This is a genomic window from Flavobacterium sharifuzzamanii (assembly GCF_003254585.1).
In the GTDB taxonomy this organism is placed as follows: domain Bacteria; phylum Bacteroidota; class Bacteroidia; order Flavobacteriales; family Flavobacteriaceae; genus Flavobacterium; species Flavobacterium sharifuzzamanii.
Genome location: NZ_QJGZ01000037.1, coordinates 362059 through 388569, shown reverse-complemented (window position 1 = coordinate 388569; position 26511 = coordinate 362059). Strand labels below are relative to the sequence as shown.

Sequence of the window (26511 nt, the reverse complement as noted above, 5' to 3'; positions counted from 1 at the left end):
TTTAATTCAGTTTTGATGCAAAAGTAAATTCATAGCCTGCCAATAAATCAGGATGAAAAATCTTGATATAATCTTTTAAAACTAAATCGGGACGGCTTGGTGCGAGTTCATAATAAACCGTTCCCCCTGTTGCTCCCATTTTTCCTTCAAAATTATATACCGTTTTATTTTTGAAAGCATCAAATTCTGAATAATGTGGATTTGCTTTTTGCAATTCATCTAAACTTTTGAAAGATCCAGAAGCAATCCAGACATTAGCCGTTTTCGCTTTATCCAAGACTTTTTCAAAAGACAATCCTTCACTTCCAGTTCCTTGCAAGTCAGCCCATAAATAATTAGATTTTGCATCTTTCATAAACTGCGCTACCCAACTATTTCCCTTGGCAACATACCAAACATCTTCGTACATAGAACCATATAAAACTTTTGAAGTTGCAGGTTTATCCGTTACTAGTTTTTTTGCTTGATTATAACTTTCAACGATTTTATCAAAGAGCTCTTTTGCTTTTTCTTCTTTCCCGAATAAAGCACCATAAAGTTTAATCCATTCTGCTTTTCCTAGCGGAGACTGTTCCATCCAATCGCCTTGAATAAGAACTTTTAAACCGCTTTTTTTCAAATTATCCAACATCGGATTATTATTGTCAACACCAAACGTAACGATCAAGTCTGGTGACAATTCTATTAATTGTTCAATGTTCAATTTTTCATTTTGTCCAACGTTTTTCACAGAACCTTTGTCAATTAATGCTCTAGTTTTTTCTGAAGAAATATAATCGGTATGAGGAAATCCGACCAATTTATTCTCAACTTCCAGCATTTCTAAAAAAGGAATATTTGTTGTTGAAGTTACAACAACACTTTCTAATGGAACTTTTATTGAGGGATATTTTTTTAAACTGTCTGGAATTTGCGAGTCTTTTTCCTCTAAAATATAAGTGAATTTCCCCTTAGCATTTGGCCACGGATTCACCACATTTACAATTGAATAGCCTTCGTTTTTTATAATTGAAAGTCCCGATGCAAATTCGATGCTTTCTTTAGCAGTGATAGATTTTACAGGAGTTTGTGTTTCATTTTTTTTACAGCCAACTACTATAAAAAGTAAAAAAACGACTGATAATTTATGGAAAAAATATTTCATATTTTATGTTTTGTATGGCAACAAAGGTAAATCAATTTCTATTTTTTTTGTTTACCTTTATTTGTACAAATTTAAACAAATAGCCTTTTATTTAATGAGTGCACCAAAAACAAAAATTTGCTCCAGTTGTGAAGCCGCTTTTTCATGCGGAGACATTTCATCTGAAAATAAGTGCTGGTGTAATGATTACCCTCCTATTTTCAATCTTGCCGACGGAGGTGACTGCCTTTGCCCTGTATGTTTTAAAGAAGCTTGCGAAGATAAAATTGACGCTTACATCGAAACCTTATCTCCAAAAAAGGCACTTAATAATAAAGCTATGCAATTACCCAAAACCGATAATTTAATTGAAGGTATTGATTATTATATCGAAAATGGCAATTATGTCTTTAAAGCTTGGTTTCATCTAAAAAGAGGAACCTGTTGCGGAAATAATTGTCGACATTGCCCGTATTAGGAGTTATGAGTTATAAATTATGAGTTATGAGTGAGTAGCTCGTAATTTAATTTATAAATTGCCAAACAAAACTCATAATTCATAATTCAAAACTTATAATTAATAAAAATGATCTACTTAGTAACTGGTGGCGAACGTTCTGGAAAAAGTGGTTATGCACAGAAACTTGCTTTAGAACTTTCCAACTCTCCTATATATGTAGCAACTGCCCGAAAATGGGATGCTGACTTTCAAAATCGAATTGATCGCCATCAGCAGGAACGGGACGAACATTGGACGAATATTGAAAAAGAGAAATATTTAAGTGAAATTGATTTTTCTGGAAAAACTGCCCTAATTGATTGTATAACACTCTGGCTGACTAATTTTTTTATCGATACTAAAAATGATGTCGCATTAAGCCTTGAAGAATCTAAAAAAGAATTTCTTGCCATTGCAAAACACGAAAATGCTAATATCATTATTGTGACAAATGAAATTGGTATGGGGGTTCATGCAGAAACTCATATTGGAAGAAAATTTGTTGAGCTTCAAGGCTGGATGAATCAATTTCTTGCCGCAAATGCCGATGAAGTAGTATTGATGGTTTCTGGAATTCCAGTTAAAATCAAATAAAAAAAAAACAAATTAGAAATTCTAAATTCCAAAAACATACTGAGTTTTGGAATTTGGAATTTTCTTTTTTAGAGTTTGATCTTGGAATTTGGGATTTAAAAATTGTAATTTTATGGCATGAGTAATTTAGAAGATATATTAAAATCACGCCGCGACACACGACATTTTACAGCCGACGAAGTTCCTGATTACGTAATCGAGAAAGCTTTACAAGCTGGACATTGGGCTCCGTCTGTGGGACTGACCGATGCTACTAGATATTATCTCATTAAATCTCAAGAGGTTAAAACGTCTATTAAAAAGCTGTTTTTAGATTACAATAAAAAAGCCGAAGAACTTACTGATAATCCAGAACAGAAAGAACTTTACAAATCTCTTAAACTCGAAGCAATCGAAGAAGCTCCAATCGGACTTATAATTGCTTATGACCGTTCTGTCTTAAATCAATTTACGATTGGGACAATTGGCAGTAACGAGGCTGTGAAATTCAGTTCGGTTTGCGCGGCGCAGAATATCTGGCTTTCGCTTACAGAACAAGGTTACGGCATGGGTTGGGTTTCGATTCTCAATTATTATCAGTTTAAAAAAATCCTTGATTTACCCGAAAATATAGAACCGCTTGGCTATTTCTGCATCGGAAAACCAGCAACCAATTATAATAATCAGCCAATGCTGCAGCAATTGCATTGGAAACAAAAATCAGAAGCTCCTATTTGCACTGAAATCAAAGAAATTCATCAAATAAATGTTTCTTCTTTCGATTCACAATCAAAAAAGAAAATCCAAGATAAATCCGATTTTTATACTCTTTTACAAGACAAAATAGATTCTAAAACAAAACCTGTTGGTTCTTTGGGAACATTAGAATCTTTGGCTTTCCAAATGGCAACGGTTTTTGAAACTTTGAATCCGAAAATTGAAAAACCTAATATTGTAGTTTTTGCTGCAGATCACGGAATTGCTAATCATGGCGTAAGCGATTATCCGCAAGATGTCACGCGACAAATGGTCAACAATTTTCTCGATGGCGGCGCAGCCATAAACGTTTTCTGCAATCAGAATAATATCAAATTATCAATTGTAGATTCTGGCGTTAATTATGATTTTCCAACCAATGCAAAATTAATCGATGCAAAAATTGCCAAAGGAACTCAGTCTTTTCTTCACGTTCCTGCAATGAGCGAATCTGAAGTCCAATTATGTTTTGAGAAAGGAAAATCGATTGCTGAAAATATCGCAAAATCTGGCTCGAACTGTATTGGTTTTGGCGAAATGGGAATTGGAAATACTTCTACCGCTTCTGTTTTAATGAGTATTTTAACAGGTTTTCCTATTGAAGATTGTGTTGGAAAAGGAACCGGAGTTGAAAACGAAAAACTACTTCTAAAACAAAATTTACTAAAAAAAGCAATTGAAAGTTATTCTGGTCAAGCAGAACTAATGTCGCAACTCTCCTATTTTGGAGGTTTCGAAATTCTTCAAATGGCTGGCGGAATGCTGGCTGCTTTTGAAAATAAAATGCTAATTCTTGTTGACGGTTTTATTTGTACTGTTGCTTACTTAATAGCCTTTAAAATAAATCCGAACATCAAACAAAATGCTGTTTTCTGTCATTGCTCTGCTGAAAAAGCACATTCAGAATTGCTAAATTATTTAGAAGCAAAACCTATTTTAAATCTTGATTTGCGTTTAGGTGAAGGAACTGGCTGTGCTGTAGCATTTCCAATTCTAAAATCGGCTGAAGCTTTTTTGAATGAAATGGCTAGTTTTGAAAGCGCGGGAATAAGTAAGAAATAACTTTCTTTTAAACTTTAAAGTTCATAGCTTTGAATTTCAAATTGAAATTATTCATTACATGCCTTTTACAAAAATTTATATTCATTGTGTTTGGAGTACCAAAAATAGATTCCCTTTTTTAAATACAATTGATCTTCGTCAAAAAGTGTGGAATCACATAAAAGAAAATGCATTAAGGAAAGAAATTTATCTTGATTTTATTAACGGATATTCTGATCATTGTCACTGCTTAATTTCATTAGGAAGTAATCAAACTATTCAGAAAACAATACAACTTTTAAAAGGTGAATCTTCATATTGGATTAATAAAAATCAATTGACAACAGATAAATTTGAGTGGCAGGATGAATATTTTGCAGTTTCAGTTTCAGAATCTATTGTAGATAAAGTTCGAGATTATATAAAAAATCAAGAAGAGCATCATAAAAAGAAAACATTTCAAGAAGAATATGATGAATTTATAATCAAATTTGGGTTTAAGCATTTATGAAAAATTTGGCTAAAGCCTTTATGAGTGCCTATAAACAAACCAACATCTAAAGATGTTGGCAATTCATAGAAATCATTTTTTTAAAATTTTATTTTTGAATTGCCTCCAGATTTATCTGGAGGTTATAAATTTGCTCCCAAAGAGGGCTTTAGCCAAAACAATCATAATTCAATGAAAAAAGAACTACACATTTTCTTCACCTGCTTAATGTTTTACACCAGAATTCCGTGCCCAAAAAACATTACGCATCATCCCGATTATTTAAATAAAGCCACGAGATATTTTCCTTTTATTGGATGGATTGTCGGGAGCATTTCCTTTCTGGCTTTTTATCTTTTTTCACTTTTTCTTTCAACAGAAATTGCTGTTATACTAGCGATTATTGCTTCTATTTTAACAACAGGTGCTTTTCATGAAGATGGATTTGCAGATGTCTGTGATGGCTTTGGCGGAGGCTGGACCAAAGAAAAAATCTTAATGATTATGAAAGACAGCGCCATTGGTGCTTATGGAGCAATCGGATTGGTTTTACTTTTTCTATTAAAATTCAAACTACTTTCGGAATCCATTTTACTTTTCACTAATAACATTTTACTAATTTTCCTTTTATTTATTTCCGCGCATTCTTTAAGTCGTCTAGCAGCAATAAGCATTATTTTTACACATGAATATTCTCGTGATGATGCTTCAAGCAAAAGCAAGCCAATTGCAAAGCAGTATTCTTGGAAAGAAGTTTTTGGTTCTTTCTTTTTTGGTTTAATTCCCCTAATTGTATTTTCTTATTTCAATTTGAAATTTCTTCTCGCTATAATTCCCGTTTTCATAACTCGATATTTTTTAGCACGTTATTTCCAGAAATGGATTGACGGTTATACTGGAGATTGTCTTGGAGCAACACAACAAGTTTGCGAAGTGGTATTTTACTTAAGCATTTTATTTTTATGGAAATTTATCTAGTTCGCCATACTGAAACCGTTTGCGAAAAAGGAATCTGTTACGGGCAGTCAGATGTTGATATTGCTGAACCTTTTGATGAAATTTTTGGCAGAATTATTTCGGAACTTCCTTCTGAGGCAATTATTTTTTCAAGTCCGTTAAAGCGTTGCGTTATTTTAGCAAAACACATTCAAGAAAACATTAAAAGTATTTCTTATCAGGAAGACGAACGCTTAAAAGAAATGAATTTTGGAGATTGGGAACTGAAAAGCTGGAACGAAATTCCGTCCGAAGAACTTAATCCGTGGATGGAAGATTTTGTAAACATAAAAGTTTCAAACGGAGAATCTTTTGTAGAACTGCACAAAAGAGTTGGTGATTTTTTATCTGATATAATTTCAAAAATAAATCAGCCAATCGTTATTGTTGCTCACGCCGGAATCATCAGAAGCATTCTGTGCCATCAAAGTTCACTGCCTTTAAAAGATGCTTTCAATAATAAAGTTGATTTCGGAGAAGTTATAAAAATCGATTTTTAATGCAAATAATTTATAATTTTTCATGAAACGCAAAACAAATTTGAATAATCAATATTTTTAACTTTATCTTTGCAGCAAATTAAGGTTGTGTTTTTAATTTAAAAAACACATTAAAAGGGAATCAAGTAAATTCTTGAGCTGTACCCGCAACTGTAAGCTAAGTTCAAAACGAATGCTTGCTGTTAACTACAAACCACTGTCACGCCTTGCGTGATGGGAAGGTAAACAGCAAGACGCAAGCCAGGAGACCTGCCTTTGTAACAATTTATCGAACTCTCGGGAACAAGAGTGAAGAAATTATGACATTAAAACGACTTTTTGCTTTTTGTTTATTTGTAATGTGCCAAATTATTTCGGCGCAAAGTGATTCTATTACCAGTCTTAAAGAGGTTTTTGTCTCAGATAAAAATTTAAGAACTTACTCTGCTTCGCAGTCTGTTTTAAAACTCAATGATTCTATAATCAACAAAAATGAGGCTCTCTTAACGGATTTATTAAATTTTAATTCGACTTTGTATTTTAAAGAATATGGTCGCGGAATGCTTTCTACAGTTTCTTTCAGAGGAACAACTTCTTCTCAGACAGCAGTAATTTGGAACGGAATAAACATCAATTCTCAAATGAACGGAAGCACCGATTTTAATACTATTTCGGGATCAGATTATAATTCAATAAGCATTAAAGCAGGTGGTGGAAGTGTCATCTACGGAAGCGGAGCTGTTGGAGGAACCGTACATTTAAATAACGATTTGTTATTTTATAATCGTTTTGAGAATAACTTAAGACTAGATTACGGCAGCTTTAATACGATTGGAATTAATTATAAAACTTCTGTTTCTAACAAAAAATGGAGCGCTCAAATCGGACTTTCAAAAAATAGCTCGACAAACGATTATAAATATTTAAATCGATATACTTGGAGAGGTGAACAGCGCCGGAACCAAAATGGTCAATATGATATTATTACCTTGAGCGCCAATGCTGGATATAAATTCAATGAAAATCATATTTTAAAACTTTACAGCCAGACTTCAAACACCGACCGTAATACTTCACTGGTTACAGAATCTGAAACCAAAAGTAAATACATAAATGGTTTCAATCGAAATTTATTGGAATACGATGGAAGTTTCGGAAAACTGAAGACCAATTTCAAGACAGCTTACATTTTTGAAAATTATCAATATTTTGCTGATAATTCTTTAAAAAATTATAGTTATGGAAAAACTGAAAACTTAATTACGAAGTTAGATGTTGATTACCATTTATTTAAAACAACTCATATAAACGGAATTGTAGATTATAGTAGAACAAACGGTTATGGAACCAGTTTTGGAAGTCATATTCGCGAAATAAGTTCTGCAGCTTTGTTGATTAGGCAAGATTTTGGCACCAATTGGAAAAACGAATTAGGCGTTAGAAAAGAATTTACCAATAACTACAAATCACCCGTTTTATTCAATTTAGGATCTTCTTATAAATTCAACGATTGGTATAATCTAAAACTGAACATCTCCAGAAACTTTAGAATTCCAACTTACAACGATTTGTATTGGGACGAAGGAGGAAATCCGAACTTAAAACCTGAAAGCTCTTATCAAGGAGAAATTGGCAATGTCTTTACATTCAAAAATCTGACTTGGACACAGAATTTTTATTACATGAAAATTACTGATATGCTGCAATGGGTTCCAGGTGCAAATGGCATTTGGACTCCACAAAATCAAGACAAAGTAAATAGTTACGGAACTGAAACTGTTTTAGGTTGGAAAAAAAGTTATGGTAAAAACAATTTTGCTTTAAATGCCACTTACGCTTATACCGTTTCGCAGGATGAAAAAACGAAAAATCAGATCTTTTTCGTTCCGTTTAATAAAGCAACAGGGGCTGTTTCCTATTCTCGAAATAAAATAAGCGCTTATTATCAAGTTCTTTATAACGGTTTTGTTTACACGAGAGCCGATAATAATCCAGATGAAATTATTAATGATTATACGATTTCAAATATCGGAATTGATTATGATCTTAAATTTTTAGATTCATTCAAAGTAGGTTTTCAGGTTCTGAACCTTTTTAATAAAGACTACGAAAGTCTAGAAAACAGACCGATGCCAGGTCACAATTTCAATATGTATTTAACCTTAAAATTTTAATATATGAAGTTTAGTAAATTACTTTTAATAGCGTTAAGCATCTCGTTATTTGCTTCTTGTTCGAGTGATGACAACGATGGTCCGAAAGGTGCTTACGACAATGGTTTTTTTATTTTAAATGAAGGAAGTACAGATGCTGGAACAGTATCGTTTTCTAGCAATGATTTTAGCATTTTTACAAAAGACGCTTATAAAGCAGAAAACGGATCTGATGTACTTGGAAAATTTGCTCAAAACATCTTTTTTAGCGGAGACAGAGCGTACATAATTGCTGGTGGATCTAACGTAATAAACATTGTAAACCGTTATACTTTTAAGTTAATCGCTAAAGTTGACAGCGGATTGGCTAACCCAAGATATGGTGTTGTAAAAGATGGCAAAGCTTATGTAACAAATGCAAATTCGTATGATTCTGTTACAGATGATTATATTGCTGTAATTAATTTGGCAACAAATCTTGTTGAATCTAAAATTAACTTAAATACAACTGGAAATAGAATTGTTGAAGAAAGCGGAAAATTATACATTACAGATCCTATGGGTAGTGATAAGCTTTCAATTTACAATATCAACACAAAAACTTTAGAAGATCCAATAACAATTGGTTCTGGTTCAGATTCTATTGAAGAGGAAAACGGAACTCTTTATATCTTGCGCCCTTCTTTTACACAAAGCAGCGAAATTATAAAAGTTAAAATCTCTGACAAATCAGTTTCTAAAATTGAAATTCCGGAATCTCAAGGAGTGGCTGGATATTTAGACATCGAAAACAACCAAGTTTATTATACAGTAGGAAGTTCGGTATACTCAATTAACACGGCTGCAACGACCGCTTCTATTAGTCCACTTTTCAAAGCTACTTCAAATATTGGGTATCTTTACGGATTTGCAGTAAAAGGCAACCGCGTTTACCTTTCAGATGGCGGAAACTTTAAAACAGACAGCAAAGCATACATTTATAACTTCAGCGGAAGTTTATTAAAAGAATTAACTGTGGGTGTTGGTCCAAACGGATTCTACTTTAACGATTAATTTTACAATTAGAATTAGTTTTTGTTTTTTTTTTATGGAAAAGGCTTTCAGTGATGAAAGCCTTTTCTATTTAATTGGATTTTATTATTCTAAAAATTCTTAGGAGCATTTTGAAAATACATTCCGTGTCTTAATCCATTTATAATTTTTGAATCTGTCAAATAAGGTGTATTTGGTGCAGAATCGTCCAGAATTCTTCTAGCAGTAGATCCTGTAATTTTTGAAATAGCCAAATTAAGCAAAGGCTCTGAAGTTTCTCCTAAAACACCATACGTGCTTACTTTTTCATACTGTTGATACGTTGGCTGTAATCCTTGAGTATAATCTCCAAAACCGGCAGAGTTCGAAATCTTAAAAACCAATGGTTGCATTGCATATTTATGATTTGGATTAATTCCTTTTTTGGTAAATAAAGTTTCAGAATCATAAATCGTATACGAACCAACATTTTTACCCGTTGTAGTTTCTCCAATCTGAACTACATTGATATAAGGCTTTAACCCATTTACAACCAATTCGCTCGCAGATGCTGTACTCGCAGTTGTAATAATATAGACTGTGCTTAAATTTAAACTGTTTAATGCCTTCCCATTAATATTATTCACAAATCTGTAATTTAAACTTTCTAAATCTTCAGCAGTCATGTCTTTCATCCACTTAGCATTAAATTGCGTTTTTGCAAAAATCTGAGTATCAAACTGTCCTGTGATCATACTAGAAAGTCTAATTGCAGATGTAACAGATCCTCCTCCATTGTATCGAAGATCTAATACCAAATCTGTTATACCTTGCGATTTCAATTCGCCAAAAGCCAAATTCAATTTATCATCGTATCCTGGGTAAAAACCATTATACATTAAATAACCAATTTTATGGCTTCCAGAAGCAATCACTTTATTAATTAAAATTGGATTTTCTTCTAAGACAGTTTTAGTTAAGGCGACTGATTTTCCGTTTAAAACATAACTTGTTCCATTATAATCTGCCAAATCTAAAGTATAGCTATCCTGATTTAATAATAGCTGCTGATAATTAGAAACCGTAAGTTTTGTTCCGTTTACACTAGTAAACAGATCACCACGTTTAATTGCTTTTGTAGAAGCATCAGAGTTTGGTATAATGTATCGCACAAACCCCACTACATCATTTGATCCTGCTGCAACTCGGCTCAATCTGAAATCGACACCATTATTTTTTGTAACACCACTTAGTTCCTGTTCTAAAACAGTATAATCGTCAACAATCCAGCTGAAACGATCAATCGCATCTCCATTTGGATATTTGCTAACTGGCTTATTCAATAAATCTTGAAACAAATCTTCAGGACGAGAGTATCCTCTCAAAAACTGATCGAAATCTGGTTGTAAATTACGGCCATCAGCTAGATTTGGAACATCTTGTTGCCATAAGTAAACTTCATTTAATCCTCTCCAGATAAAATTATTAATCTGTAGGTCTGCTGGAGCAGCGACATCATCTTGATCTTCACAAGACTGTAAAGAAAATGCGAATAAAAAGAGAAAAAGAACGCTCTTTAAAGTTGTTTTCATATCGTGTAGGTTATCTATATTCTGAATAACGTAAAAGTAGTATCTTTAGTTTTAGCTTTATCGTTAAAGCAGTATTTTTTTACATAAAAAAATATTTAATCTTTCTTGTAACAAATAGAATTGTACCTCGTCTTGAATATATAAGCTAACGATTAACCATCAGATTAATGAACCAAGTTGTATTTATAGAATTAATAAATCCTTTCAAAGACAAAGTTTTTCGTCTGGCAAAAAGATTGCTTACCAGCACTGAAGAAGCAGAAGATGCAACTCAGGAAGTAATGGTAAAATTATGGAACAAAAAAGATAATCTGCAAAGCTACAATAGCGTAGAAGCACTGGCCATGACAATGACTAAAAACTATTGTCTAGACCAGCTAAAATCCAAAAGAGCCAGTAATCTGCAGATTGTCCATAATAATTTTACTGATCGGCAGCCGCAATTGGATAAAAAATTAGAAGATCAAGACAGTTTAGAATGGGTCGAAAAAATTATAAACGAAATGCCCGAACAAATGCAGCTATTAATCCAGCTTCGAGATGTTGAACAATATGAATTTGAAGAAATAGCCAAAATCGTAAATATGAACGAAACCGCAATACGAGTGGCACTTTCTAGAGCGAGAAAAAAAATTAGAGAATCAATGACAAATACACACCTTTATGGAACTAAATAAAATAGAAGAGATATTAGAAAAATACTTTCAGGGAGAAACTTCTATTGCTGAAGAAAATCAATTAAAAGAATACTTTTCTTCGTCAAATGTTGCGCAGCATTTGGAGCAGTACAAACCTATGTTTGGCTATTTCTCTCAAGCAAAAGAACAGAAATCGACGTATGAGATTCCACTACAAACTAAGAAACAAAACGTGGCGTGGTTATCGATTGCAGCTTCTGCTGTTATTTTGCTAGGAATCGGTACTTACTTTTTTGTTAGCGAAAAAAATGACACAACTGCAGTAGCTTCGCAAACAGAATTAGGAACTTACGATGATCCCGAAGAAGCCTTAAAAGCAACTCAAAAAGCTTTGGCTTTATTATCAAACAATGTTAATGTGGGTATTGAAAGTGTACACTACATTAAAGAATACGAACAATCAAAAAACAAAATTTTTAAACAGTAATTAAACAAAAATAATCATGAGAAATTTCATTATAACTTTAGTCTTCGCATTCGTTTCGACCACTTTTTATGCACAAAGTGCTTTTGATAAATTTGATGGTCAAGATGATGTAACCTCAGTAATTGTAAACAAAAAAATGTTTGATTTAATGAGCAAAGTAAAAACTGACGCTTCTGATAAAGAGACTCAGCAATATATTGCTCTTATCAAAAAACTAGATTACTTGAAAGTGTTTACCACTAAAAATCCAAAAATAGAAGCCGACATGAAAGCTACGGCCGATAAATATGTAAAAACAGCCGGTTTAGAAGAATTAATGCGAGTAAATGATGGCGGAAAAAACGTTAGAATAATGGTAAAATCTGGCGCTACTGACACACAAATAAGAGAACTTTTAATGTATGTTGACGGTGCGAAAAATGACGAAACTGTTTTATTATCTTTAACTGGTAATTTTGACATAAACGAAATCTCAGTACTAACAGATAAAATGCAGCTTCCTGGCGGTTCTGACTTAAAGAAAGCTTCTAAAGGCAAAAAATAAAAATGAAAAAAAGCATCTTCATCTTAGCACTTACAGCTCTTCTAACTTTGGGGAGCTGTAATTCTGAACCTTCACTTCAAAAGTATTTTGTTGAGAATTCAGAGAAAAAAGATTTTATTTCTTTAGATATTTCACCAAATATTCTGAATGTTGATAAAACCAAATTATCAGCAGAGCAAAACGAAGCTTTGAATTCGTTTGATAAAATGAATATTCTGGCTTTTAAAGCAGATCAAAGCAATCAAACTCAATTTGAGACAGAGAGAGCAAAGGTAAAAACTATATTAAAAGATCCGAAATATCAAGAATTAATGAAATTTGGTTCTGGAAAAGATGGTGCATCTGTCAGCTACGTAGGAAGTGATGACAATATCAAAGAGTTTGTCATTTTTGCAAACAGAAAAGAAACCGGATTTGCAGTAGTTCGTGTGTTAGGAGAAAATATGAATCCGAATAATATTATGACTTTAATGTCTGTTTTACAAAATTCTAAAATAGACATGGAGCAATTAAAGCCTTTAGAACAATTGCTTAAAAAATAAAAACATCTTACTTATACATTGAGAAAAGCTCCATAATTGGAGCTTTTTCTTTTTATCTATTTGAGAGATTTTACTGTACAAAATAACTGCTATTTATTTTGTGCTGAATCTAATTTAATTATATTTGCTTCTTACCAAAATAATAAATTATGATACAAAAAACATCAAATGCCTTTATCGCGGCATCTTGGGTTGCACTTGGAGCGGGGACAATTGGTTTTATTGTTGGACTTGCTAGAGCCGAAATGCTTTTAAACGAAAAAGGATATTATTTCACCGTTCTAATGTTCGGACTTTTTGCTGTGGTTTCATTACAAAAAAGCGTAAGAGACCGATTAGAAAAACTTCCTGTTACTGATATTTACTATGGAATCTGCTGGTTTGGAACCTTGCTTTCAATTGTTCTTTTAGTTGTAGGATTATGGAATGCAACGATTCTGCCAAGCGAAAAAGGGTTTTATGCCTTTGCTTTTTTACTAGCATTATTTGGCGCTATTTCTGTGCAAAAAAACACTAGAGACAATATGAACTTTGGTCAAAACGAATAGGATTATAATTAAAATACTAAAGGGGCTGCTTCAAATACTGAAACAGCCTCTTTGTTATTTTATCCCTTTAATAAAACACAACTTTAGCTTTGTATTTTTATATCTAGCTTTCATTCCGTAGGAATGTCTCATCGGTAGAAAAAAAACAGCTAACAGCAGTATTTACGTTCCATAGGAACGTTTGATTATTGGGTTGTTTAAAAATTGATGTCATCCTACGGAACGTAACAACGACAACAACACAATATTTCTACTACCAACAAAATGTTCCTACGGAACATCAAAACGCATAAAACAAGAAAAGCTCCAATTTTCATTGGAGCTTTTCTTTATAATAAAATCTGAGATTATTTACTCAAATACATTTTTCTTCTAGAATACAATTCGTAGAATTGATCGTCTTTCAAGTCATCAATAAACAAGATGCTTTCTCCTGTTGATTTCATTTCTGGCCCTAACGCTTTGTTTACGTTCGGGAATTTGCTGAAAGAGAAAACTGGTTGTTTGATGGCATATCCATTTAATTTTGGATTGAAATCAAAGTCAGTTACTTTATTGTGTCCTAACATTACTTTTGTAGCATAGTTTACATAAGGTTCTCCGTAAGCTTTTGCAATAAACGGAACCGTTCTTGAAGCTCTTGGGTTTGCCTCGATAATGTAAACTGTATCGTCTTTAATCGCAAACTGAATATTGATTAAACCAACCGTTTTTAAAGCTCTCGCAATTTTGTGCGTGTGATCTTTAATTTGTTGCATTACAAATTCTCCTAAGTTAAAAGGAGGCAATGTTGCGTTACTATCTCCAGAGTGAACTCCACAAGGCTCAATGTGCTCCATAATTCCGATGATGTAAACATTTCCATCAGCATCACAGATTGCATCTGCCTCAGCTTCGATTGCTCCAGCTAAGTAGTGATCTAGTAATAATTTGTTTCCTGGAATTGCTTTCAACAAATCGATAACGTGCTCTTCAAGCTCTTTTTTATTGATTACAATTTTCATTCCTTGACCTCCTAATACATAAGAAGGACGAATTAAAAGTGGGAAATCCAAAGTATCAGCCAATTTTGAAGCTTCATCAGCAGTTTCAGCGATTCCAAATCTTGGGAAAGGAATATGCAATTCAGTTAATAAGTCTGAGAATCTTCCTCTGTCTTCTGCTAAGTCAAGTGCATCAAAACTAGTCCCGATAATTTTTACACCGTATTTAGACAATTTATCTGCTAATTTAAGAGCAGTCTGACCTCCTAATTGAACAATTACACCTTCAGGTTTTTCATGTTGGATAATGTCATAAATATGTTCCCAGAAAACTGGCTCAAAGTACAATTTATCAGCTGTATCGAAGTCTGTAGAAACTGTTTCCGGATTACAGTTAATCATGATCGTTTCGTAACCACATTCTTTTGCAGCTAAAACTCCGTGTACACAAGAGTAATCAAACTCGATTCCTTGTCCAATTCTGTTTGGTCCAGAACCTAACACGATTACTTTTTTTCGATCAGTTACAATACTTTCATTGTCAACAAAACGTTCTCCGTTTGCTTTTTCAATTTCAGCTTCGAATGTTGAGTAGTAATAAGGCGTTTTTGCTTTAAACTCAGCTGCACAAGTATCTACCAATTTGAAAACACGGTTGATGTTCATGTCTGTACGTAAAGTGTGAACTTCACTTTCAAGACAACTCATCATGTGAGCCAATTGTCTGTCTGCAAAACCTTTTTGTTTCGCCTCAAGCAACAATTCTTTAGGAAGATCAGAAACTTTATATTTTGAAATTTCTTTTTCTAAAGTATAAAGCTCTTCGTATTGTTTTAAGAACCACATATCGATTCTTGTAATTTCGTGAATTGTGCTCAACGGAATTCCCATTGCAATTGCATCGTAAATTACGAAAACTCTGTCCCAACTTGCGTGAGTCAGTTTATCGATAATCAACTCGTAATCTTTGTATCCTTTACCGTCAGCACCTAAACCGTTTCTCTTAATTTCTAGAGATTGAGTTGCTTTATGAAGCGCTTCTTGGAAAGAACGTCCGATTCCCATAACCTCACCTACAGATTTCATCTGAAGACCTAAAGTTCTGTCTGAACCTTCAAATTTATCGAAGTTCCAACGTGGTATTTTTACAATTACATAATCTAAAGTTGGTTCAAAAAGAGCCGAAGTAGATTTTGTAATTTGGTTTTGCAATTCATCTAAGTTGTATCCTAAAGCTAGTTTAGAAGCAATTTTTGCAATTGGATAACCCGTTGCTTTTGATGCTAAAGCAGAAGAACGAGACACACGAGGGTTGATCTCGATTGCTACGATATCTTCTTTTTCGTCTGGTGAAACTGCAAATTGTACGTTACATCCTCCAGCAAAGTTTCCGATGCTTCTCATCATTAAGATGGCATAGTCACGTAATTTTTGGAAAGTTGTATCAGATAATGTCATCGCTGGTGCAACTGTAATCGAATCTCCTGTGTGGATTCCCATTGGGTCCATATTTTCGATAGAACAGATAATTACAACGTTGTCATTTTTATCTCTTAAAAGCTCTAACTCGTATTCTTTCCATCCCATCAAAGCTTTGTCAATCAAAACTTCGTGAATTGGAGAAGCTTCAAGTCCGCGAGTTAAAAGCTCATCAAAATCTTCTTTTTTATAAACCACAGCTGCTCCAGTTCCTCCTAACGTAAACGAAGGACGAATAACCAGTGGGAAACCAAACTCCTGTGCAATTTCTTTTCCTTCTAAGTAAGAAGTAGCTGTTTTTGCAGGTGCAGTTGGTACATTAATTTTTTCTAAAAGCTGTTTAAACTGCTCTCTGTCTTCAGTAATATTAATTGCGTTAACATCAACACCGATTAATCTTACTCCGAAATCCTGCCAGATTCCTTTTTCCTCAGCTTCCAAACACAAGTTCAAAGCAGTTTGCCCTCCCATTGTTGGTAAAACTGCATCAATTTGCGGATGTTCCTTAAGAATTTCAATAATCGATTTTGTCGTTAAAGGTTTCAAATAAATATGATCGGCCATAGATGGGTCGGTCATAATCGTCGCTGGATTCGAGTTAATCAAGATAACCTCAATTCCTTCTTCACGAATCGAGCGTGCAGATTGAGATCCCGCATAATCGAATTCGCAAGCTTGGCCAATAACAATAGGTCCTGAACCTATTATTAAAACTGATTTTATTGATGTGTCTTTAGGCATTTTGTATGTATTGTGTAGTTATTTACGTTTTAAAAACCTCTCTAGTGCATTATAAACTAGAAAGTTGGATAAAATTTTACCGAAAAGGTATAAAAAAAGGCGATACTAAAAAAGTAATCGCCTTATGTATGTTTATACAAACATTATTTTTTGTGTCTAGGCTCGCTAGAAACAGTTAATTTATGTCTTCCTTTTGCTCTTCTACGCGCTAGAACTTTTCTTCCATTCGCAGAAGCCATTCTGTCCATAAATCCGTGCTTATTTCTTCTTTTTCTTTTCGATGGTTGAAATGTTCTTTTGCTCATTGCTTTGTATCTTTAAAAATGGTATCTATTAACTCTTTATTTTGGTTTTGGATATCGTTGTTCAAAAACCGAGTGCAAATATACAAAGACTTTTTTCTCTGGCAAGCACTTTTATAAAAATATTTTTAATTCCTTTTACTATATTTGCAATCACAAATATACATCTATTATGTTTAACAAAAATATTAAACTTATTTTGGCCGGACTTCTAGTAGTGGCGGGCATTTGGCAATTTACAGAAAGTAATATCGGAAATGGTATATTTTTGATTTTATTGACTGCAATTCCAATTTTTCTTTATTTTAAAAATGAATTTATCCTTTTAGCCTTCCTTAAATTAAGAAAACAAGACTTCGAAGGTGCAAATAAATGGTTATCATATATCAAAAATCCAGAAGGTGCATTAGTAAGAAAACAACAAGGATACTTAAATTACCTACAAGGTATCATGTTATCTCAAACCAATATCAACCAAGCCGAGAAACATTTCAAAAAGGCAATCGAACTTGGGCTATCAATGGATATGGATTTGGCTGTAGCTAAATTAAACCTTGCAGGAGTTGCAATGTCACGCAGAAGAAAATTGGAAGCGACTAATTTATTAAACGAAGCTAAAAAATTAGACAAACAAGGAATGTTGAAAGAGCAAATCTCTATGATGAAAGAACAAATGAAGAAAATCTAATTTTCTAAATTACAATATTATAAATCCCAAATTCCAAAAGGAGTTTGGGATTTTTTTATTGCAGATTGTTGAGTTTAGATTTTAGGTTTGCCACTGAAGATCCTATGTCTAGCTTGTCATTCTGAGGAACGAAAGATCACACTAGAAATTCCACACAGAGCATTGCCAATCTTTGTCGAGCTACTAATGTGATCCTTCGTTCCTCAGGATGACAAAACTACATGTACAAAGATTTGAAATTTCGAATTTTAATCAAGTATAATCGAAGGCAAATTCTCATTCAGCCATTTGTACTTATTCAAGATCATAATATGGGTTCCTCCTTTGACTAAAATACACTTATCAATATATTTAATCGGAAAAACATCATCTTTATCTCCGTGGATATGCACTACATTTTCGTCAATTTTATCACGATCCCACAAGATTACACTTTCTACCGCCCATTGCAGGTATCCTAAATCACGGACAGATAAAAATTTCTCATACAATTTAATTCGTTTATTGACTTTTTCGCCAAATGAAAATTTAGCTAATTTCTCAACATTAAGAATTAACTGCATCGGTATTAGTTTATAAGCTTTAGTAGACTTCCCTATTTTCATTCTTCTAGGAAATTCATGATTGCTTCTTACACTTGATATAATAATGACTTTTCGCGCTTTTATATGCTTCGAAATTTCCTGCACCAAGATTCCACCGAAGGAAACTCCGATTAAAACAGGATTTTCTTGTTTTATATTTTTACTAATTCGAAGCGCATAATCTGATAAAGATTCCTTTGGATTTGGAATTTCCCATTCCAGAAGATGTGTTTCAAAAATACTGTCATCCAATTTTATTCTCTCAAAAATAGATGAACTCGCAGCCAAACCTGGCATAAAATAAACTGGAATTTTACTCATAACATTAAAATGAAATTACCATTAGGATATTTATTCTAAAAAATAAAGTTACCTTTTTTTAATATCATGATAATCAAATTTCAGACCTATTTATTGCATCTCACTTAAAAAATCAAACTTCAAAACAATAACTTAAAGTTTATAGCTGCAAAAAATAATTTAATATTGAAAATCAAATGATTACCTTTGCATTTCGAAATATTTTTTGATTTTAAATCTTATAAAGAATTTTCTTTCAATACGTATTTCGAGTCCCAAATTCACTATTTACCAATAACCTAACAAGAAATTACTATGGAAACATCTGTAACTATGGAAATCAAAGACAACACATTTGCACGCCAATTCGAAACTGTCATCCCCGAAGGAATGTTGGCAGTTGAGTATCAATTTCAAGAAAAGAAAATCTTTTTAACCAAAATCAACAAACCTGATTCGTACGAGAACGAAGAAACGATCAACACTTTACTTAAAAATATATTAGATTTAAGTTCTGAAAAAAATTACAGAGTAGTTCCTATCCATCCAAAGATTGTTTTGTTTTTCAAAAAGAACCCTAAATACAAAGAATTACTTCCTCCCGGAATTAGAATTTAAAAATATCCAATTATTCGGAGCCACAATCCTCCAATTACCATATAAATCAAGAGCATAACCAAACCGGTTATAAGCCCTTTGACCCACCAGCTCTTTAGGTCAACGTAACCGCTCCCAAAAAATACGGGTGCCGGGCCGTGACCATAATGAGTTAAAGTTCCGTAAAGAGATCCGACAAAACCAAGCATAAACGCTAGCAACAACCCCGGAATTCCGAGCGAAACACCAACACCAAGTAAAGCTGCGTACATTGCTGCAACGTGCGCAGTGGCACTTGCAAAAAGGTAATGACTAAAGAAATACACTAATATTATAATTGGAAAAGCCATTTGCCAGCTTAATCCGCCAATTTGTGCTTTTACTAAATCGCTGAACCACGCTATAAAACCCAATTCGTTCAGTGAGCTCGCCATCATTACTAGAACAGAGAACCAAACAATAGTGTCCCAAGCTCCTTTTTCGGCTTTAACATCTTCCCAAGTCAAAACTGAAGTTAAAAGCAAAATTACCAACCCAATAAAGGCCGTTGTCGTTGCATCAATAGAAAATAAATCTCCCGTCATCCAAAGGAAAAGCAGAATGAAAAATGTAAGCAACATCATCCATTCATCTCTCGTGATTGCTCCCATTTCTTTCAATTTCTGGGTTGCAATCTGTGGCGCATCTCCAGTCTTTTTTAATTCTGGAGGGTAAATTTTATATAAAACAAACGGAATCACAATAAAAGCACATAAACCAGGGACAATTGCCGCTGCAGCCCACGACATCCAGCTGATTTTTATTCCTAAATTAAGCGCAAACTTCTGACACATCGGATTACTTGCTGTTCCTGTTAAGAACATAGAAGAAGCGATCAGATTCATATTATAACTATTCAAAGTTAAATAAGCCCCTAATTTTCTATGCGTTTCTGGCTTGTCCGGCATCGAACCAAAACTCATCGACATTGATTTCATAATCGGATAAACTATTCCTCCTCCTCTAGCGGTATTACTTGGAACAGCTGGCGCCAGAACCAAATCTGCCAATCCTAAACCATAGGCAAGCCCTAAAGAACTTTTTCCGAATATTTTTATAAACAAAAATGCAATCCTGTTTCCAAGGCCAGTTTTTATAAACCCTCTTGCTATAAAAAAAGAAATTCCGATCAGCCAGATTACTTTATCACCAAATCCTTTCAATGCTAATGTGATGGATTTTCCAGGATCTCCTGGAGCTAAGACCTGAGACATTGCTGTAAGAGCAATTGCAATCATACACATCGTTCCCATCGGAGCCGCCTTTAAGATGATTCCTAAAATAGTAGCTACGAAAATGGCAAATAAATGCCACGCTTCTATCACAACACCATCTGGAGCTGGAATAAACCAAATGGCAACTAAAACTGCCAGCGTAATTAGAGTCTGTGGAATTTTTACTTCTTTCATAAAACAAAAATTAAGTGAATTAAATTCTGAGCTGCAACTGAATTAAAAATAAATCATTATCGTAGGTTGTTGTACCTGGAATGCTTTTATCAAACCTATCAATCTCAAATCCCATTTCGATACGACCAGTATACGATTTTCCGAATTCTAAACTGACCATTGGCGTATAAGTAGTGCGTACGTTTGAATTGATTTTATAACTAGGATCGAACGTTTCGTAACGACACGACAATTCAAGCGCTGTGAGTTTTTGATAATTTACAGTATATCTAAAGTTTGGCAGGAAATAAATCCCGCGCATTTGATAGTCTGCAACATTATCTGTTCTTCCGTCGACCGGAAGCGAATAATATAAATTATGATTTGTTCCTTGCTTATATTCTATCTGTAAATCAAAACTAAACTTATCGGTTAATTTAAAATCGCTGGTAATATCTGCTCCGATTGCAAAAACATCTTCTTTAAAAACTTTTCCGAAACCGCCGTTTAAACCTAAATTAATTTTATGTTCTTTTGATAAACCGAAAACCCATCTCGAAGAATATTGCTTTCCGTTATCTTTATCCATTTCCTGATTTTTTCCGTTTCCATTTAAAACCGAAACAGCATAATTCACAGGAATTTTCCCAATATCAAAAGCTCCTGTTGCCGATGCCCCAATTTGAAAGCTTGTCCATCCGTTTTTTCCAAATTCATAATATTGATTAGAAAAATCAAAAGATTTAATAATGTCAACTGGAACAAGCTCTTCAATACCAAAAGCTGGTCGGAATTGCCCTCCTGTTAAAGCAATATATTTATTGAAAGTGTATTTTCCGTAGGCATTTTCAAGAACTTTCCCTTTTGTATCCGATTTAAAGTCTGCCAAATTAACCAAAATTACAATTTCTGTCGTTTCGCTTAATTTAGTATTCAATCCAACACGCATTCTTTTTATATCAAAAGAACTTTGTGTTGCATCTCCTGTTGAATGCTGAGTCCCTAAAACATCTACATTATCTCCAAAACTTTCTAAATATCTCGCTTGAAGGAGTCCTTTTAACTGAAACTGCGGATATTTTACTTCTCCATTCTCTATTTTATCGGTCTTATCAGCTCCCTGATTCAAATCACCTTGGGCATGTAAAAAAGTTGGCGTTATAAAAAAAAGAAAAAAAATTGGCATTAGTAGACTTTTACTCATAGGCTTAAAATAAATTGAAATATTAATGCTTATATAGTCGATTTAAAAAAATCAGCTTTTTATTCTTGAGATCAAAAGTTAACAGCTTATAGTCAACACGGAATAGAAGTACTAAAATAACAAAAAAAGATATTTTATGTAAAAAAAATTGCATTAAAATACTGTTACTAAAATAAGCAGCAACAAAAAAAAGGGCACAAGATTAAAACTTGTGCCCTTTTTAGAATTTATATTAAAAAATATTATTTCTCGATTTCTCTCATAGAATCCATTTTCTTATGCGCCAAGAAACCAGCCACATCTTCAAAATGCTCTTTTACTCGTTTATTTCCGAATTCAAAAACTTTAGTTGCTAATCCGTCAAGGAAATCACGATCGTGAGAAACTAAAATCAATGTTCCGTCAAAATCACGTAGAGCATCTTTAATAATATCTTTAGTTTTCATATCCAAGTGATTCGAAGGCTCATCCAGAATCAACAAGTTAACTGGCTCCAACAATAATTTGATCATTGCCAAACGCGTTTTTTCTCCTCCTGAAAGCACTTTTACTTTTTTAGTAATATCATCTCCTTGAAACATGAAAGCGCCTAAAATGTTTTTAATCTGTGTTCTAATATCTCCAACAGCAATACTATCAATAGTTTCAAAAATGGTAGCATTTTCATCTAATAACGCCGCTTGGTTTTGAGCAAAATATCCAATTTGAGCATTATGTCCGATTTCAACGCTTCCAGAATCAACACCAATTTCTTTCATGATTGCTTTAATCATTGTTGACTTTCCTTCACCGTTCTTTCCAACAAAAGCTACTTTCTGACCGCGTTCGATTACAATATTTGCATCTTTAAAAACAACATGATCTCCGTAAGCTTTAGACATTTCCTTTACAATAACTGGGTACTGACCAGAACGCGCCGCAGGCGGAAATTTTAAACGCAATGCAGACGTATCAACTTCATCAACCTCTACCATTTCAAGCTTTTCAAGCATTTTAACACGAGATTGAACAGCATCAGTCTTAGAAAATGTTCCTCTGAAACGCTCAATAAAAGCACGGTTTTCAGCAATCATTTTCTGTTGTTCATCATACGCTTTTTGCTGATGAATTCTACGATCTTTTCTTAATTCTAAGTAATGAGAATATTTTGCTTTGTAATCATAAATTCTTCCCATTGTCACCTCAATCGTACGATTTGTGATATTATCTACAAACGCTCTATCGTGAGAAATTACCACAACTGCTTTTGCCTGATTCAATAAGAAATCTTCTAACCATTGAATACTCTCAATATCCATGTGGTTTGTTGGCTCATCCAGCAAAATCAAATCTGGTTTTCTCAATAAAATCTTAGCCAACTCAATACGCATTCTCCATCCTCCCGAAAATTCTGAAGTTTGACGTGCGAAATCTTCTCTTTCAAAACCTAAACCAACTAATATTTTCTCAACTTCTGCTTCGTAGTTTACTTCTTCAATAGCATAAAATTTCTCGCTTAAGTCAGAAACTCTTTCGATCAATTTCATGTATTCGTCGCTTTCATAATCAGTACGAACTGTCAGCTGCTCATTGATATCATCAATTTCAGATTTCATTTTAAAAATTTCACTAAAAGCTTTTGATGCTTCTTCCATAACCGTAGCACCATCTTCAGTAAGCAAATGCTGAGGCAGATATGCAATTACAGCTTCTTTCGGAGCAGAGATACTTCCTGTAGAAGGCTTATTTGCACCTGCAATAATCTTTAAAAGTGTCGATTTCCCCGCACCATTTTTACCCATTAGGGCGATTTTATCATTTTCATTAATAGCAAAAGAAACATCGCTAAAAAGTGTAGTTCCGCCAAACTGAACCGAAATATCGTTAACTGTAATCATTTGTGTTTGTGAATTTTGTTTAATCGGTTAATCGTTTATCCGACTACCCATTTTTTTCGTGCTGCAAAGATAGATTTAATTAGATAATGTCCCAATTTGATAATTAGATAATTTTGAAAATGTGCCAATTAGATATATTTTTTTTTGCCACAGATTAAAGGATTTTCACTGATTATTTTTTTTGAGAATACATATTCTAAAAAAATCTTTTTTAATCTTTTAATCTGTGGCAAGAAAAAGAAGCTTGATTGATTTTTAAAGCTGCTCAGATTTTCCAATTTCAAAATTTTAGTCTTAACTTGTCCTATAATTTTAAAAATCAGCAAAATATGAGAACGAAATTAAAACTGACCGTCTACTTAATTGCAGGATTACTATTTGGACTTACTGCAAATGCTCAAAAAACCGTAATTAAAAAAGAAGCATTACCTGGAAATGCACAAACTTTCTTAAAAACACATTTTGGATCCAAAAAACCAAGCTATATACTGGAAGACAAAGAGATTCTTTCTACAGAGTACAAAGTTCAGTATGACAATAAAATTGAAATTGAATTTGACAAAAAAGGAAATTGGAAAGAAGTGGATGCTAAAACTGGAAAAGTCCCAAAATCTATTATTCCCAAAAAAATTGCTTCTTATATAAAATCAAACTTCCCTAAAGAAGATGTAACCAAAATAGAAATTGAATCTTCTGGTTATGAAACAAAACTAACCAATGGTTTAGAATTAAAATTCAACATGAAAGGAGATTTCATTAAAATTGATAAATAATATTTAGCCACAGATTAATAGGATTTCCACAGATTTTTTAATCTTTTTAATCCTTTAATCTGTGGCTAAAAAAAATTAAACCCGACGGTTTTAAAATCTGTCGGGTTTGTAAAAATTATCTAATTTTCAAATTGACTAATTACCTAATTAATCTTTTCTCCATTTTTTAGTTTCTTCGAAAATATGTTCCATTATTGCAGCCTCCGTTGCATCGAACTCAATATTTCTTCTGCTCATCACTAACCTTGCTGTTTCAAAAGCTTTCTTAGTTACATAAGTTGTAAATCCTGCAGCACCGCCCCAAGAAAAACTTGGAACAAAATTGCGAGGAAATCCGCTTCCGAAAATATTAGCGCTCACACCGACAACTGTTCCTGTATTAAACATCGTGTTGATTCCGCATTTACTGTGATCTCCCATCATTAAACCGCAAAACTGAAGTCCTGTTTTAGCAAAACCTTCTGTTTCGTAGCTCCATAATTTTACTTCTTCGTAATTGTTTTTTAGGTTTGAGTTATTAGAATCTGCTCCGATATTGCACCATTCTCCTAAAACAGAATCTCCTAAGAAACCTTCATGCCCTTTATTCGAGTTAGCAAAAAGAACCGAGTTTTTAACCTCTCCTCCTATTCGGCTTCCAGGTCCAACTGTTGTTGCACCATAAACTTTAGCCGACATTTTTACCATTGCATTTTCGCATAAAGCGAATGGCCCGCGAATTACGGTTCCTTCCATAATTTCGGTATTCTTACCTATATATATAGGTCCTGTTGATGCATTTAAGGTTACAAACTCTAGTTTTGCTCCTTCTTCGATAAAAATATTCTCAGGCGAAATTACATTTACACTTTTAGGAATCGGCTGAGACGTACGATCTTCAGTCAGATATTTAAAATCCTGACGAATCGCAGCATCATTTTTAGAAAAAATATCCCAAGTATGTTCGATTGTTATACAATCTTCGTTGTATTGAATAATTTCGTAAGAATCAAAATCGACTTCTTCCTGATTTTCGCTAGCAAAAAATGCAATTACATCTTCTCCTTTAAAGATTGCCTGATTTTCTGTTAAATTAGAAACCATCTCCGCAAGAGTATCATTTGGCAAATACGCTGCATTGATCATAACATTTTCTTCCATTTCAACCATTGGAAATTTTTCAGACAAATATTCTTCGGTTATCGTAGTGATTGTAGAACCAAGATATTTTTCCCACTTTTGGCGAATTGTCATAATTCCTACCAAAATATCAGCTACTGGCCGTGTAAAAGTAAAGGGCAATAAAGCATTTCGAACGGGACCGTCGAAAAGAATGTAGTTCATAAATAATTGAGTGTTTGTTAAAATTTGATTTGGTTACCTGGCTTCAAAGTTACAAATATTTATACGTTACATTAATCATATCATATGTAAATAGCCACGAATTCACAAATTTTTAAATTACCCTTAATCTTAGATTATTCAAATTAAGATTATTTGACAAGCTTAATAGTTTGATTTTTCAATCTTCAAGAAAAACATAACCAGCGGTTTCAACCGCTGGAACGCTATATACTCTCAATACGTTCTCCGTGGTTGAAACCACGGGCTATATTTTATTAAAGGAAAAATGATCTTTTTTAAATAGCATCAAAAACAATCTCATCTAAAAAAACATAACCAGCGGTTTCAACCGTTGGAACGCAACATATTCACAATACGTTTCCCGTGGTTGAAACCACGGGCTATATTAAAAATCACACTGCTTCTTTTTTTGATTATCAAAAATCGACGCATAAAAAAAGCCTTCCGATTGGAAGGCTTCTGTATAATTTAAAACAGCTATTATTTTTTAGCGTGTTTAGCGTATTTAGTTTTGAATTTATCAATACGTCCTGCAGTATCGATAAGTTTAGATTTACCAGTATAAAAAGGGTGAGATGTTCTAGAAATCTCCATTTTTACAACTGGATACTCAACTCCGTCAACTTCAATTGTTTCTCTTGTATCTGCAGTAGATTTAGTGATAAAAACCTCATCGTTAGACATGTCTTTAAATGCAACTAATCTGTAATTTTCTGGGTGAATTCCTTTTTTCATCTTTT

Annotated in this window: 26 protein-coding genes and 1 riboswitch; of the genes, 16 read left to right on the top strand and 10 right to left on the bottom strand. The window is 33.4% G+C overall.

The window, feature by feature from the left end:
- Position 1 precedes the first annotated feature (1 nt).
- Positions 2 to 1144: an ABC transporter substrate-binding protein gene (locus tag DMA14_RS10385; protein ID WP_111424594.1), complete on the bottom strand. Its 1143-nt coding sequence runs from the start codon at positions 1142 to 1144 to the stop codon at positions 2 to 4.
- Positions 1145 to 1238: 94 nt separating this feature from the next.
- Here DMA14_RS10385 and DMA14_RS10380 point away from each other — a divergent pair, with 94 nt between their 5' ends.
- From DMA14_RS10380 to DMA14_RS10345, 8 genes are all read left to right on the top strand, one after another.
- Positions 1239 to 1601, top strand: a complete 363-nt coding sequence (locus DMA14_RS10380; RefSeq protein WP_111424593.1) for a DUF5522 domain-containing protein — start codon at positions 1239 to 1241, stop codon at positions 1599 to 1601.
- Positions 1602 to 1709: 108 nt separating this feature from the next.
- Positions 1710 to 2216, top strand: coding sequence for a bifunctional adenosylcobinamide kinase/adenosylcobinamide-phosphate guanylyltransferase (cobU, locus tag DMA14_RS10375; protein WP_111424592.1), 507 nt, complete (start codon positions 1710 to 1712; stop codon positions 2214 to 2216).
- Between the two features lie 117 nt (positions 2217 to 2333).
- Positions 2334 to 4013: a nicotinate-nucleotide--dimethylbenzimidazole phosphoribosyltransferase gene (cobT, locus tag DMA14_RS10370; RefSeq protein ID WP_111424591.1), complete on the top strand. Its 1680-nt coding sequence runs from the start codon at positions 2334 to 2336 to the stop codon at positions 4011 to 4013.
- A 58-nt stretch (positions 4014 to 4071) separates the two neighbouring features.
- Positions 4072 to 4503 carry an IS200/IS605 family transposase gene (gene tnpA, locus DMA14_RS10365; RefSeq protein WP_111424590.1) on the top strand — a complete coding sequence of 144 codons (432 nt, stop codon included), beginning with the start codon at positions 4072 to 4074 and terminating at the stop codon, positions 4501 to 4503.
- 171 nt (positions 4504 to 4674) lie between these two features.
- Entirely contained in the window at positions 4675 to 5460 is a 786-nt protein-coding gene (locus DMA14_RS10360; RefSeq protein WP_111424666.1) for an adenosylcobinamide-GDP ribazoletransferase, read from the top strand.
- Complete coding sequence (gene cobC, locus DMA14_RS10355; RefSeq protein WP_111424589.1) at positions 5445 to 5978, top strand: alpha-ribazole phosphatase; 534 nt, start codon at positions 5445 to 5447, stop codon at positions 5976 to 5978. The genes DMA14_RS10360 and cobC overlap by 16 nt, the downstream gene beginning before the upstream one ends.
- Before the next feature lie 65 nt (positions 5979 to 6043).
- Positions 6044 to 6249, top strand: a riboswitch (cobalamin riboswitch).
- Between the two features lie 28 nt (positions 6250 to 6277).
- Positions 6278 to 8131, top strand: coding sequence for a TonB-dependent receptor plug domain-containing protein (locus DMA14_RS10350; RefSeq protein ID WP_111424588.1), 1854 nt, complete (start codon positions 6278 to 6280; stop codon positions 8129 to 8131).
- A gap of 3 nt (positions 8132 to 8134) precedes the next feature.
- Positions 8135 to 9163, top strand: coding sequence for a YncE family protein (locus DMA14_RS10345; protein WP_111424587.1), 1029 nt, complete (start codon positions 8135 to 8137; stop codon positions 9161 to 9163).
- Between the two features lie 89 nt (positions 9164 to 9252).
- On the opposite strand, the gene DMA14_RS10340 is transcribed toward DMA14_RS10345, so the two are convergent.
- The gene (locus DMA14_RS10340; RefSeq protein WP_111424586.1) at positions 9253 to 10713 is read right to left on the bottom strand and encodes a S41 family peptidase; all 1461 of its coding nucleotides are present in this window, start codon (positions 10711 to 10713) and stop codon (positions 9253 to 9255) included.
- 167 nt (positions 10714 to 10880) lie between these two features.
- Between DMA14_RS10340 and DMA14_RS10335 the strand changes: the two genes are divergently transcribed.
- The 5 genes from DMA14_RS10335 to yiaA all read left to right on the top strand — a co-directional run bounded on the left by DMA14_RS10335 (position 10881) and on the right by yiaA (position 13472).
- On the top strand, positions 10881 to 11390 hold the full coding sequence (locus tag DMA14_RS10335) for an RNA polymerase sigma factor (RefSeq protein ID WP_008464858.1): 510 nt from the start codon (positions 10881 to 10883) through the stop codon (positions 11388 to 11390).
- A complete protein-coding gene (locus tag DMA14_RS10330) occupies positions 11377 to 11838 on the top strand; it encodes a hypothetical protein (RefSeq protein ID WP_111424585.1) in 462 nt (153 codons plus the stop codon). The genes DMA14_RS10335 and DMA14_RS10330 overlap by 14 nt, the downstream gene beginning before the upstream one ends.
- A gap of 16 nt (positions 11839 to 11854) precedes the next feature.
- Positions 11855 to 12382 (top strand): DUF4252 domain-containing protein, encoded by a 528-nt coding sequence (locus DMA14_RS10325; RefSeq protein WP_111424584.1) that lies wholly within the window; start codon positions 11855 to 11857, stop codon positions 12380 to 12382.
- A 2-nt stretch (positions 12383 to 12384) separates the two neighbouring features.
- On the top strand, positions 12385 to 12924 hold the full coding sequence (locus DMA14_RS10320) for a DUF4252 domain-containing protein (RefSeq protein ID WP_111424583.1): 540 nt from the start codon (positions 12385 to 12387) through the stop codon (positions 12922 to 12924).
- A gap of 149 nt (positions 12925 to 13073) precedes the next feature.
- The gene (gene yiaA / locus DMA14_RS10315; RefSeq protein WP_111424582.1) at positions 13074 to 13472 is read left to right on the top strand and encodes an inner membrane protein YiaA; all 399 of its coding nucleotides are present in this window, start codon (positions 13074 to 13076) and stop codon (positions 13470 to 13472) included.
- Positions 13473 to 13819: 347 nt separating this feature from the next.
- Here the strand turns inward: yiaA and carB are convergent, their stop codons facing one another.
- Together carB and rpmH are read right to left on the bottom strand one after the other, a co-directional pair.
- Positions 13820 to 16675: a carbamoyl-phosphate synthase large subunit gene (carB, locus tag DMA14_RS10310; protein WP_111424581.1), complete on the bottom strand. Its 2856-nt coding sequence runs from the start codon at positions 16673 to 16675 to the stop codon at positions 13820 to 13822.
- A gap of 143 nt (positions 16676 to 16818) precedes the next feature.
- Complete coding sequence (gene rpmH / locus DMA14_RS10305) at positions 16819 to 16980, bottom strand: 50S ribosomal protein L34 (protein ID WP_008464848.1); 162 nt, start codon at positions 16978 to 16980, stop codon at positions 16819 to 16821.
- Positions 16981 to 17149: 169 nt separating this feature from the next.
- On the opposite strand from rpmH, the gene DMA14_RS10300 reads away from it, so the two are divergent.
- The gene (locus DMA14_RS10300; RefSeq protein WP_111424580.1) at positions 17150 to 17665 is read left to right on the top strand and encodes a DUF2892 domain-containing protein; all 516 of its coding nucleotides are present in this window, start codon (positions 17150 to 17152) and stop codon (positions 17663 to 17665) included.
- 248 nt (positions 17666 to 17913) lie between these two features.
- On the opposite strand, the gene DMA14_RS10295 is transcribed toward DMA14_RS10300, so the two are convergent.
- Positions 17914 to 18570: an alpha/beta hydrolase family protein gene (locus DMA14_RS10295; RefSeq protein ID WP_111424579.1), complete on the bottom strand. Its 657-nt coding sequence runs from the start codon at positions 18568 to 18570 to the stop codon at positions 17914 to 17916.
- A 294-nt stretch (positions 18571 to 18864) separates the two neighbouring features.
- On the opposite strand from DMA14_RS10295, the gene DMA14_RS10290 reads away from it, so the two are divergent.
- Positions 18865 to 19167: a GNAT family N-acetyltransferase gene (locus tag DMA14_RS10290; protein WP_238989944.1), complete on the top strand. Its 303-nt coding sequence runs from the start codon at positions 18865 to 18867 to the stop codon at positions 19165 to 19167.
- Here the strand turns inward: DMA14_RS10290 and DMA14_RS10285 are convergent.
- The 3 genes from DMA14_RS10285 to DMA14_RS10275 form a co-directional block, all read right to left on the bottom strand.
- Positions 19164 to 20594: an anion permease gene (locus DMA14_RS10285; protein WP_111424578.1), complete on the bottom strand. Its 1431-nt coding sequence runs from the start codon at positions 20592 to 20594 to the stop codon at positions 19164 to 19166. The genes DMA14_RS10290 and DMA14_RS10285 overlap by 4 nt on opposite strands.
- 19 nt (positions 20595 to 20613) lie before the next feature.
- A complete protein-coding gene (locus DMA14_RS10280) occupies positions 20614 to 21759 on the bottom strand; it encodes a porin (RefSeq protein ID WP_111424577.1) in 1146 nt (381 codons plus the stop codon).
- A gap of 260 nt (positions 21760 to 22019) precedes the next feature.
- Positions 22020 to 23654 carry an ABC-F family ATP-binding cassette domain-containing protein gene (locus tag DMA14_RS10275; RefSeq protein WP_111424576.1) on the bottom strand — a complete coding sequence of 545 codons (1635 nt, stop codon included), beginning with the start codon at positions 23652 to 23654 and terminating at the stop codon, positions 22020 to 22022.
- Between the two features lie 329 nt (positions 23655 to 23983).
- Between DMA14_RS10275 and DMA14_RS10265 the strand changes: the two genes are divergently transcribed.
- Positions 23984 to 24427: a PepSY-like domain-containing protein gene (locus tag DMA14_RS10265; protein ID WP_111424574.1), complete on the top strand. Its 444-nt coding sequence runs from the start codon at positions 23984 to 23986 to the stop codon at positions 24425 to 24427.
- Between the two features lie 147 nt (positions 24428 to 24574).
- Here DMA14_RS10265 and DMA14_RS10260 read toward each other — a convergent pair whose 3' ends face one another.
- Both DMA14_RS10260 and DMA14_RS10255 read right to left on the bottom strand, forming a co-directional pair.
- The gene (locus tag DMA14_RS10260; RefSeq protein WP_111424573.1) at positions 24575 to 25750 is read right to left on the bottom strand and encodes a GlmU family protein; all 1176 of its coding nucleotides are present in this window, start codon (positions 25748 to 25750) and stop codon (positions 24575 to 24577) included.
- 501 nt (positions 25751 to 26251) lie between these two features.
- Complete coding sequence (locus tag DMA14_RS10255; protein ID WP_111363726.1) at positions 26252 to 26506, bottom strand: type B 50S ribosomal protein L31; 255 nt, start codon at positions 26504 to 26506, stop codon at positions 26252 to 26254.
- Positions 26507 to 26511 lie beyond the last annotated feature (5 nt).

What these genes read in the sequence shown, in the direction of transcription:
- DMA14_RS10385 (WP_111424594.1), bottom strand. Translation starts at nt 1,144, where the DNA reads ATGAAATATTTTTTCCATAAATTATCAGTCGTTTTTTTACTTTTTATA.
- DMA14_RS10380 (WP_111424593.1), top strand. Translation starts at nt 1,239, where the DNA reads ATGAGTGCACCAAAAACAAAAATTTGCTCCAGTTGTGAAGCCGCTTTT.
- cobU (WP_111424592.1), top strand. Translation starts at nt 1,710, where the DNA reads ATGATCTACTTAGTAACTGGTGGCGAACGTTCTGGAAAAAGTGGTTAT.
- cobT (WP_111424591.1), top strand. Translation starts at nt 2,334, where the DNA reads ATGAGTAATTTAGAAGATATATTAAAATCACGCCGCGACACACGACAT.
- tnpA (WP_111424590.1), top strand. Translation starts at nt 4,072, where the DNA reads ATGCCTTTTACAAAAATTTATATTCATTGTGTTTGGAGTACCAAAAAT.
- DMA14_RS10360 (WP_111424666.1), top strand. Translation starts at nt 4,675, where the DNA reads ATGAAAAAAGAACTACACATTTTCTTCACCTGCTTAATGTTTTACACC.
- cobC (WP_111424589.1), top strand. Translation starts at nt 5,445, where the DNA reads ATGGAAATTTATCTAGTTCGCCATACTGAAACCGTTTGCGAAAAAGGA.
- DMA14_RS10350 (WP_111424588.1), top strand. Translation starts at nt 6,278, where the DNA reads ATGACATTAAAACGACTTTTTGCTTTTTGTTTATTTGTAATGTGCCAA.
- DMA14_RS10345 (WP_111424587.1), top strand. Translation starts at nt 8,135, where the DNA reads ATGAAGTTTAGTAAATTACTTTTAATAGCGTTAAGCATCTCGTTATTT.
- DMA14_RS10340 (WP_111424586.1), bottom strand. Translation starts at nt 10,713, where the DNA reads ATGAAAACAACTTTAAAGAGCGTTCTTTTTCTCTTTTTATTCGCATTT.
- DMA14_RS10335 (WP_008464858.1), top strand. Translation starts at nt 10,881, where the DNA reads ATGAACCAAGTTGTATTTATAGAATTAATAAATCCTTTCAAAGACAAA.
- DMA14_RS10330 (WP_111424585.1), top strand. Translation starts at nt 11,377, where the DNA reads ATGGAACTAAATAAAATAGAAGAGATATTAGAAAAATACTTTCAGGGA.
- DMA14_RS10325 (WP_111424584.1), top strand. Translation starts at nt 11,855, where the DNA reads ATGAGAAATTTCATTATAACTTTAGTCTTCGCATTCGTTTCGACCACT.
- DMA14_RS10320 (WP_111424583.1), top strand. Translation starts at nt 12,385, where the DNA reads ATGAAAAAAAGCATCTTCATCTTAGCACTTACAGCTCTTCTAACTTTG.
- yiaA (WP_111424582.1), top strand. Translation starts at nt 13,074, where the DNA reads ATGATACAAAAAACATCAAATGCCTTTATCGCGGCATCTTGGGTTGCA.
- carB (WP_111424581.1), bottom strand. Translation starts at nt 16,675, where the DNA reads ATGCCTAAAGACACATCAATAAAATCAGTTTTAATAATAGGTTCAGGA.
- rpmH (WP_008464848.1), bottom strand. Translation starts at nt 16,980, where the DNA reads ATGAGCAAAAGAACATTTCAACCATCGAAAAGAAAAAGAAGAAATAAG.
- DMA14_RS10300 (WP_111424580.1), top strand. Translation starts at nt 17,150, where the DNA reads ATGTTTAACAAAAATATTAAACTTATTTTGGCCGGACTTCTAGTAGTG.
- DMA14_RS10295 (WP_111424579.1), bottom strand. Translation starts at nt 18,570, where the DNA reads ATGAGTAAAATTCCAGTTTATTTTATGCCAGGTTTGGCTGCGAGTTCA.
- DMA14_RS10290 (WP_238989944.1), top strand. Translation starts at nt 18,865, where the DNA reads ATGGAAACATCTGTAACTATGGAAATCAAAGACAACACATTTGCACGC.
- DMA14_RS10285 (WP_111424578.1), bottom strand. Translation starts at nt 20,594, where the DNA reads ATGAAAGAAGTAAAAATTCCACAGACTCTAATTACGCTGGCAGTTTTA.
- DMA14_RS10280 (WP_111424577.1), bottom strand. Translation starts at nt 21,759, where the DNA reads ATGCCAATTTTTTTTCTTTTTTTTATAACGCCAACTTTTTTACATGCC.
- DMA14_RS10275 (WP_111424576.1), bottom strand. Translation starts at nt 23,654, where the DNA reads ATGATTACAGTTAACGATATTTCGGTTCAGTTTGGCGGAACTACACTT.
- DMA14_RS10265 (WP_111424574.1), top strand. Translation starts at nt 23,984, where the DNA reads ATGAGAACGAAATTAAAACTGACCGTCTACTTAATTGCAGGATTACTA.
- DMA14_RS10260 (WP_111424573.1), bottom strand. Translation starts at nt 25,750, where the DNA reads ATGAACTACATTCTTTTCGACGGTCCCGTTCGAAATGCTTTATTGCCC.
- DMA14_RS10255 (WP_111363726.1), bottom strand. Translation starts at nt 26,506, where the DNA reads ATGAAAAAAGGAATTCACCCAGAAAATTACAGATTAGTTGCATTTAAA.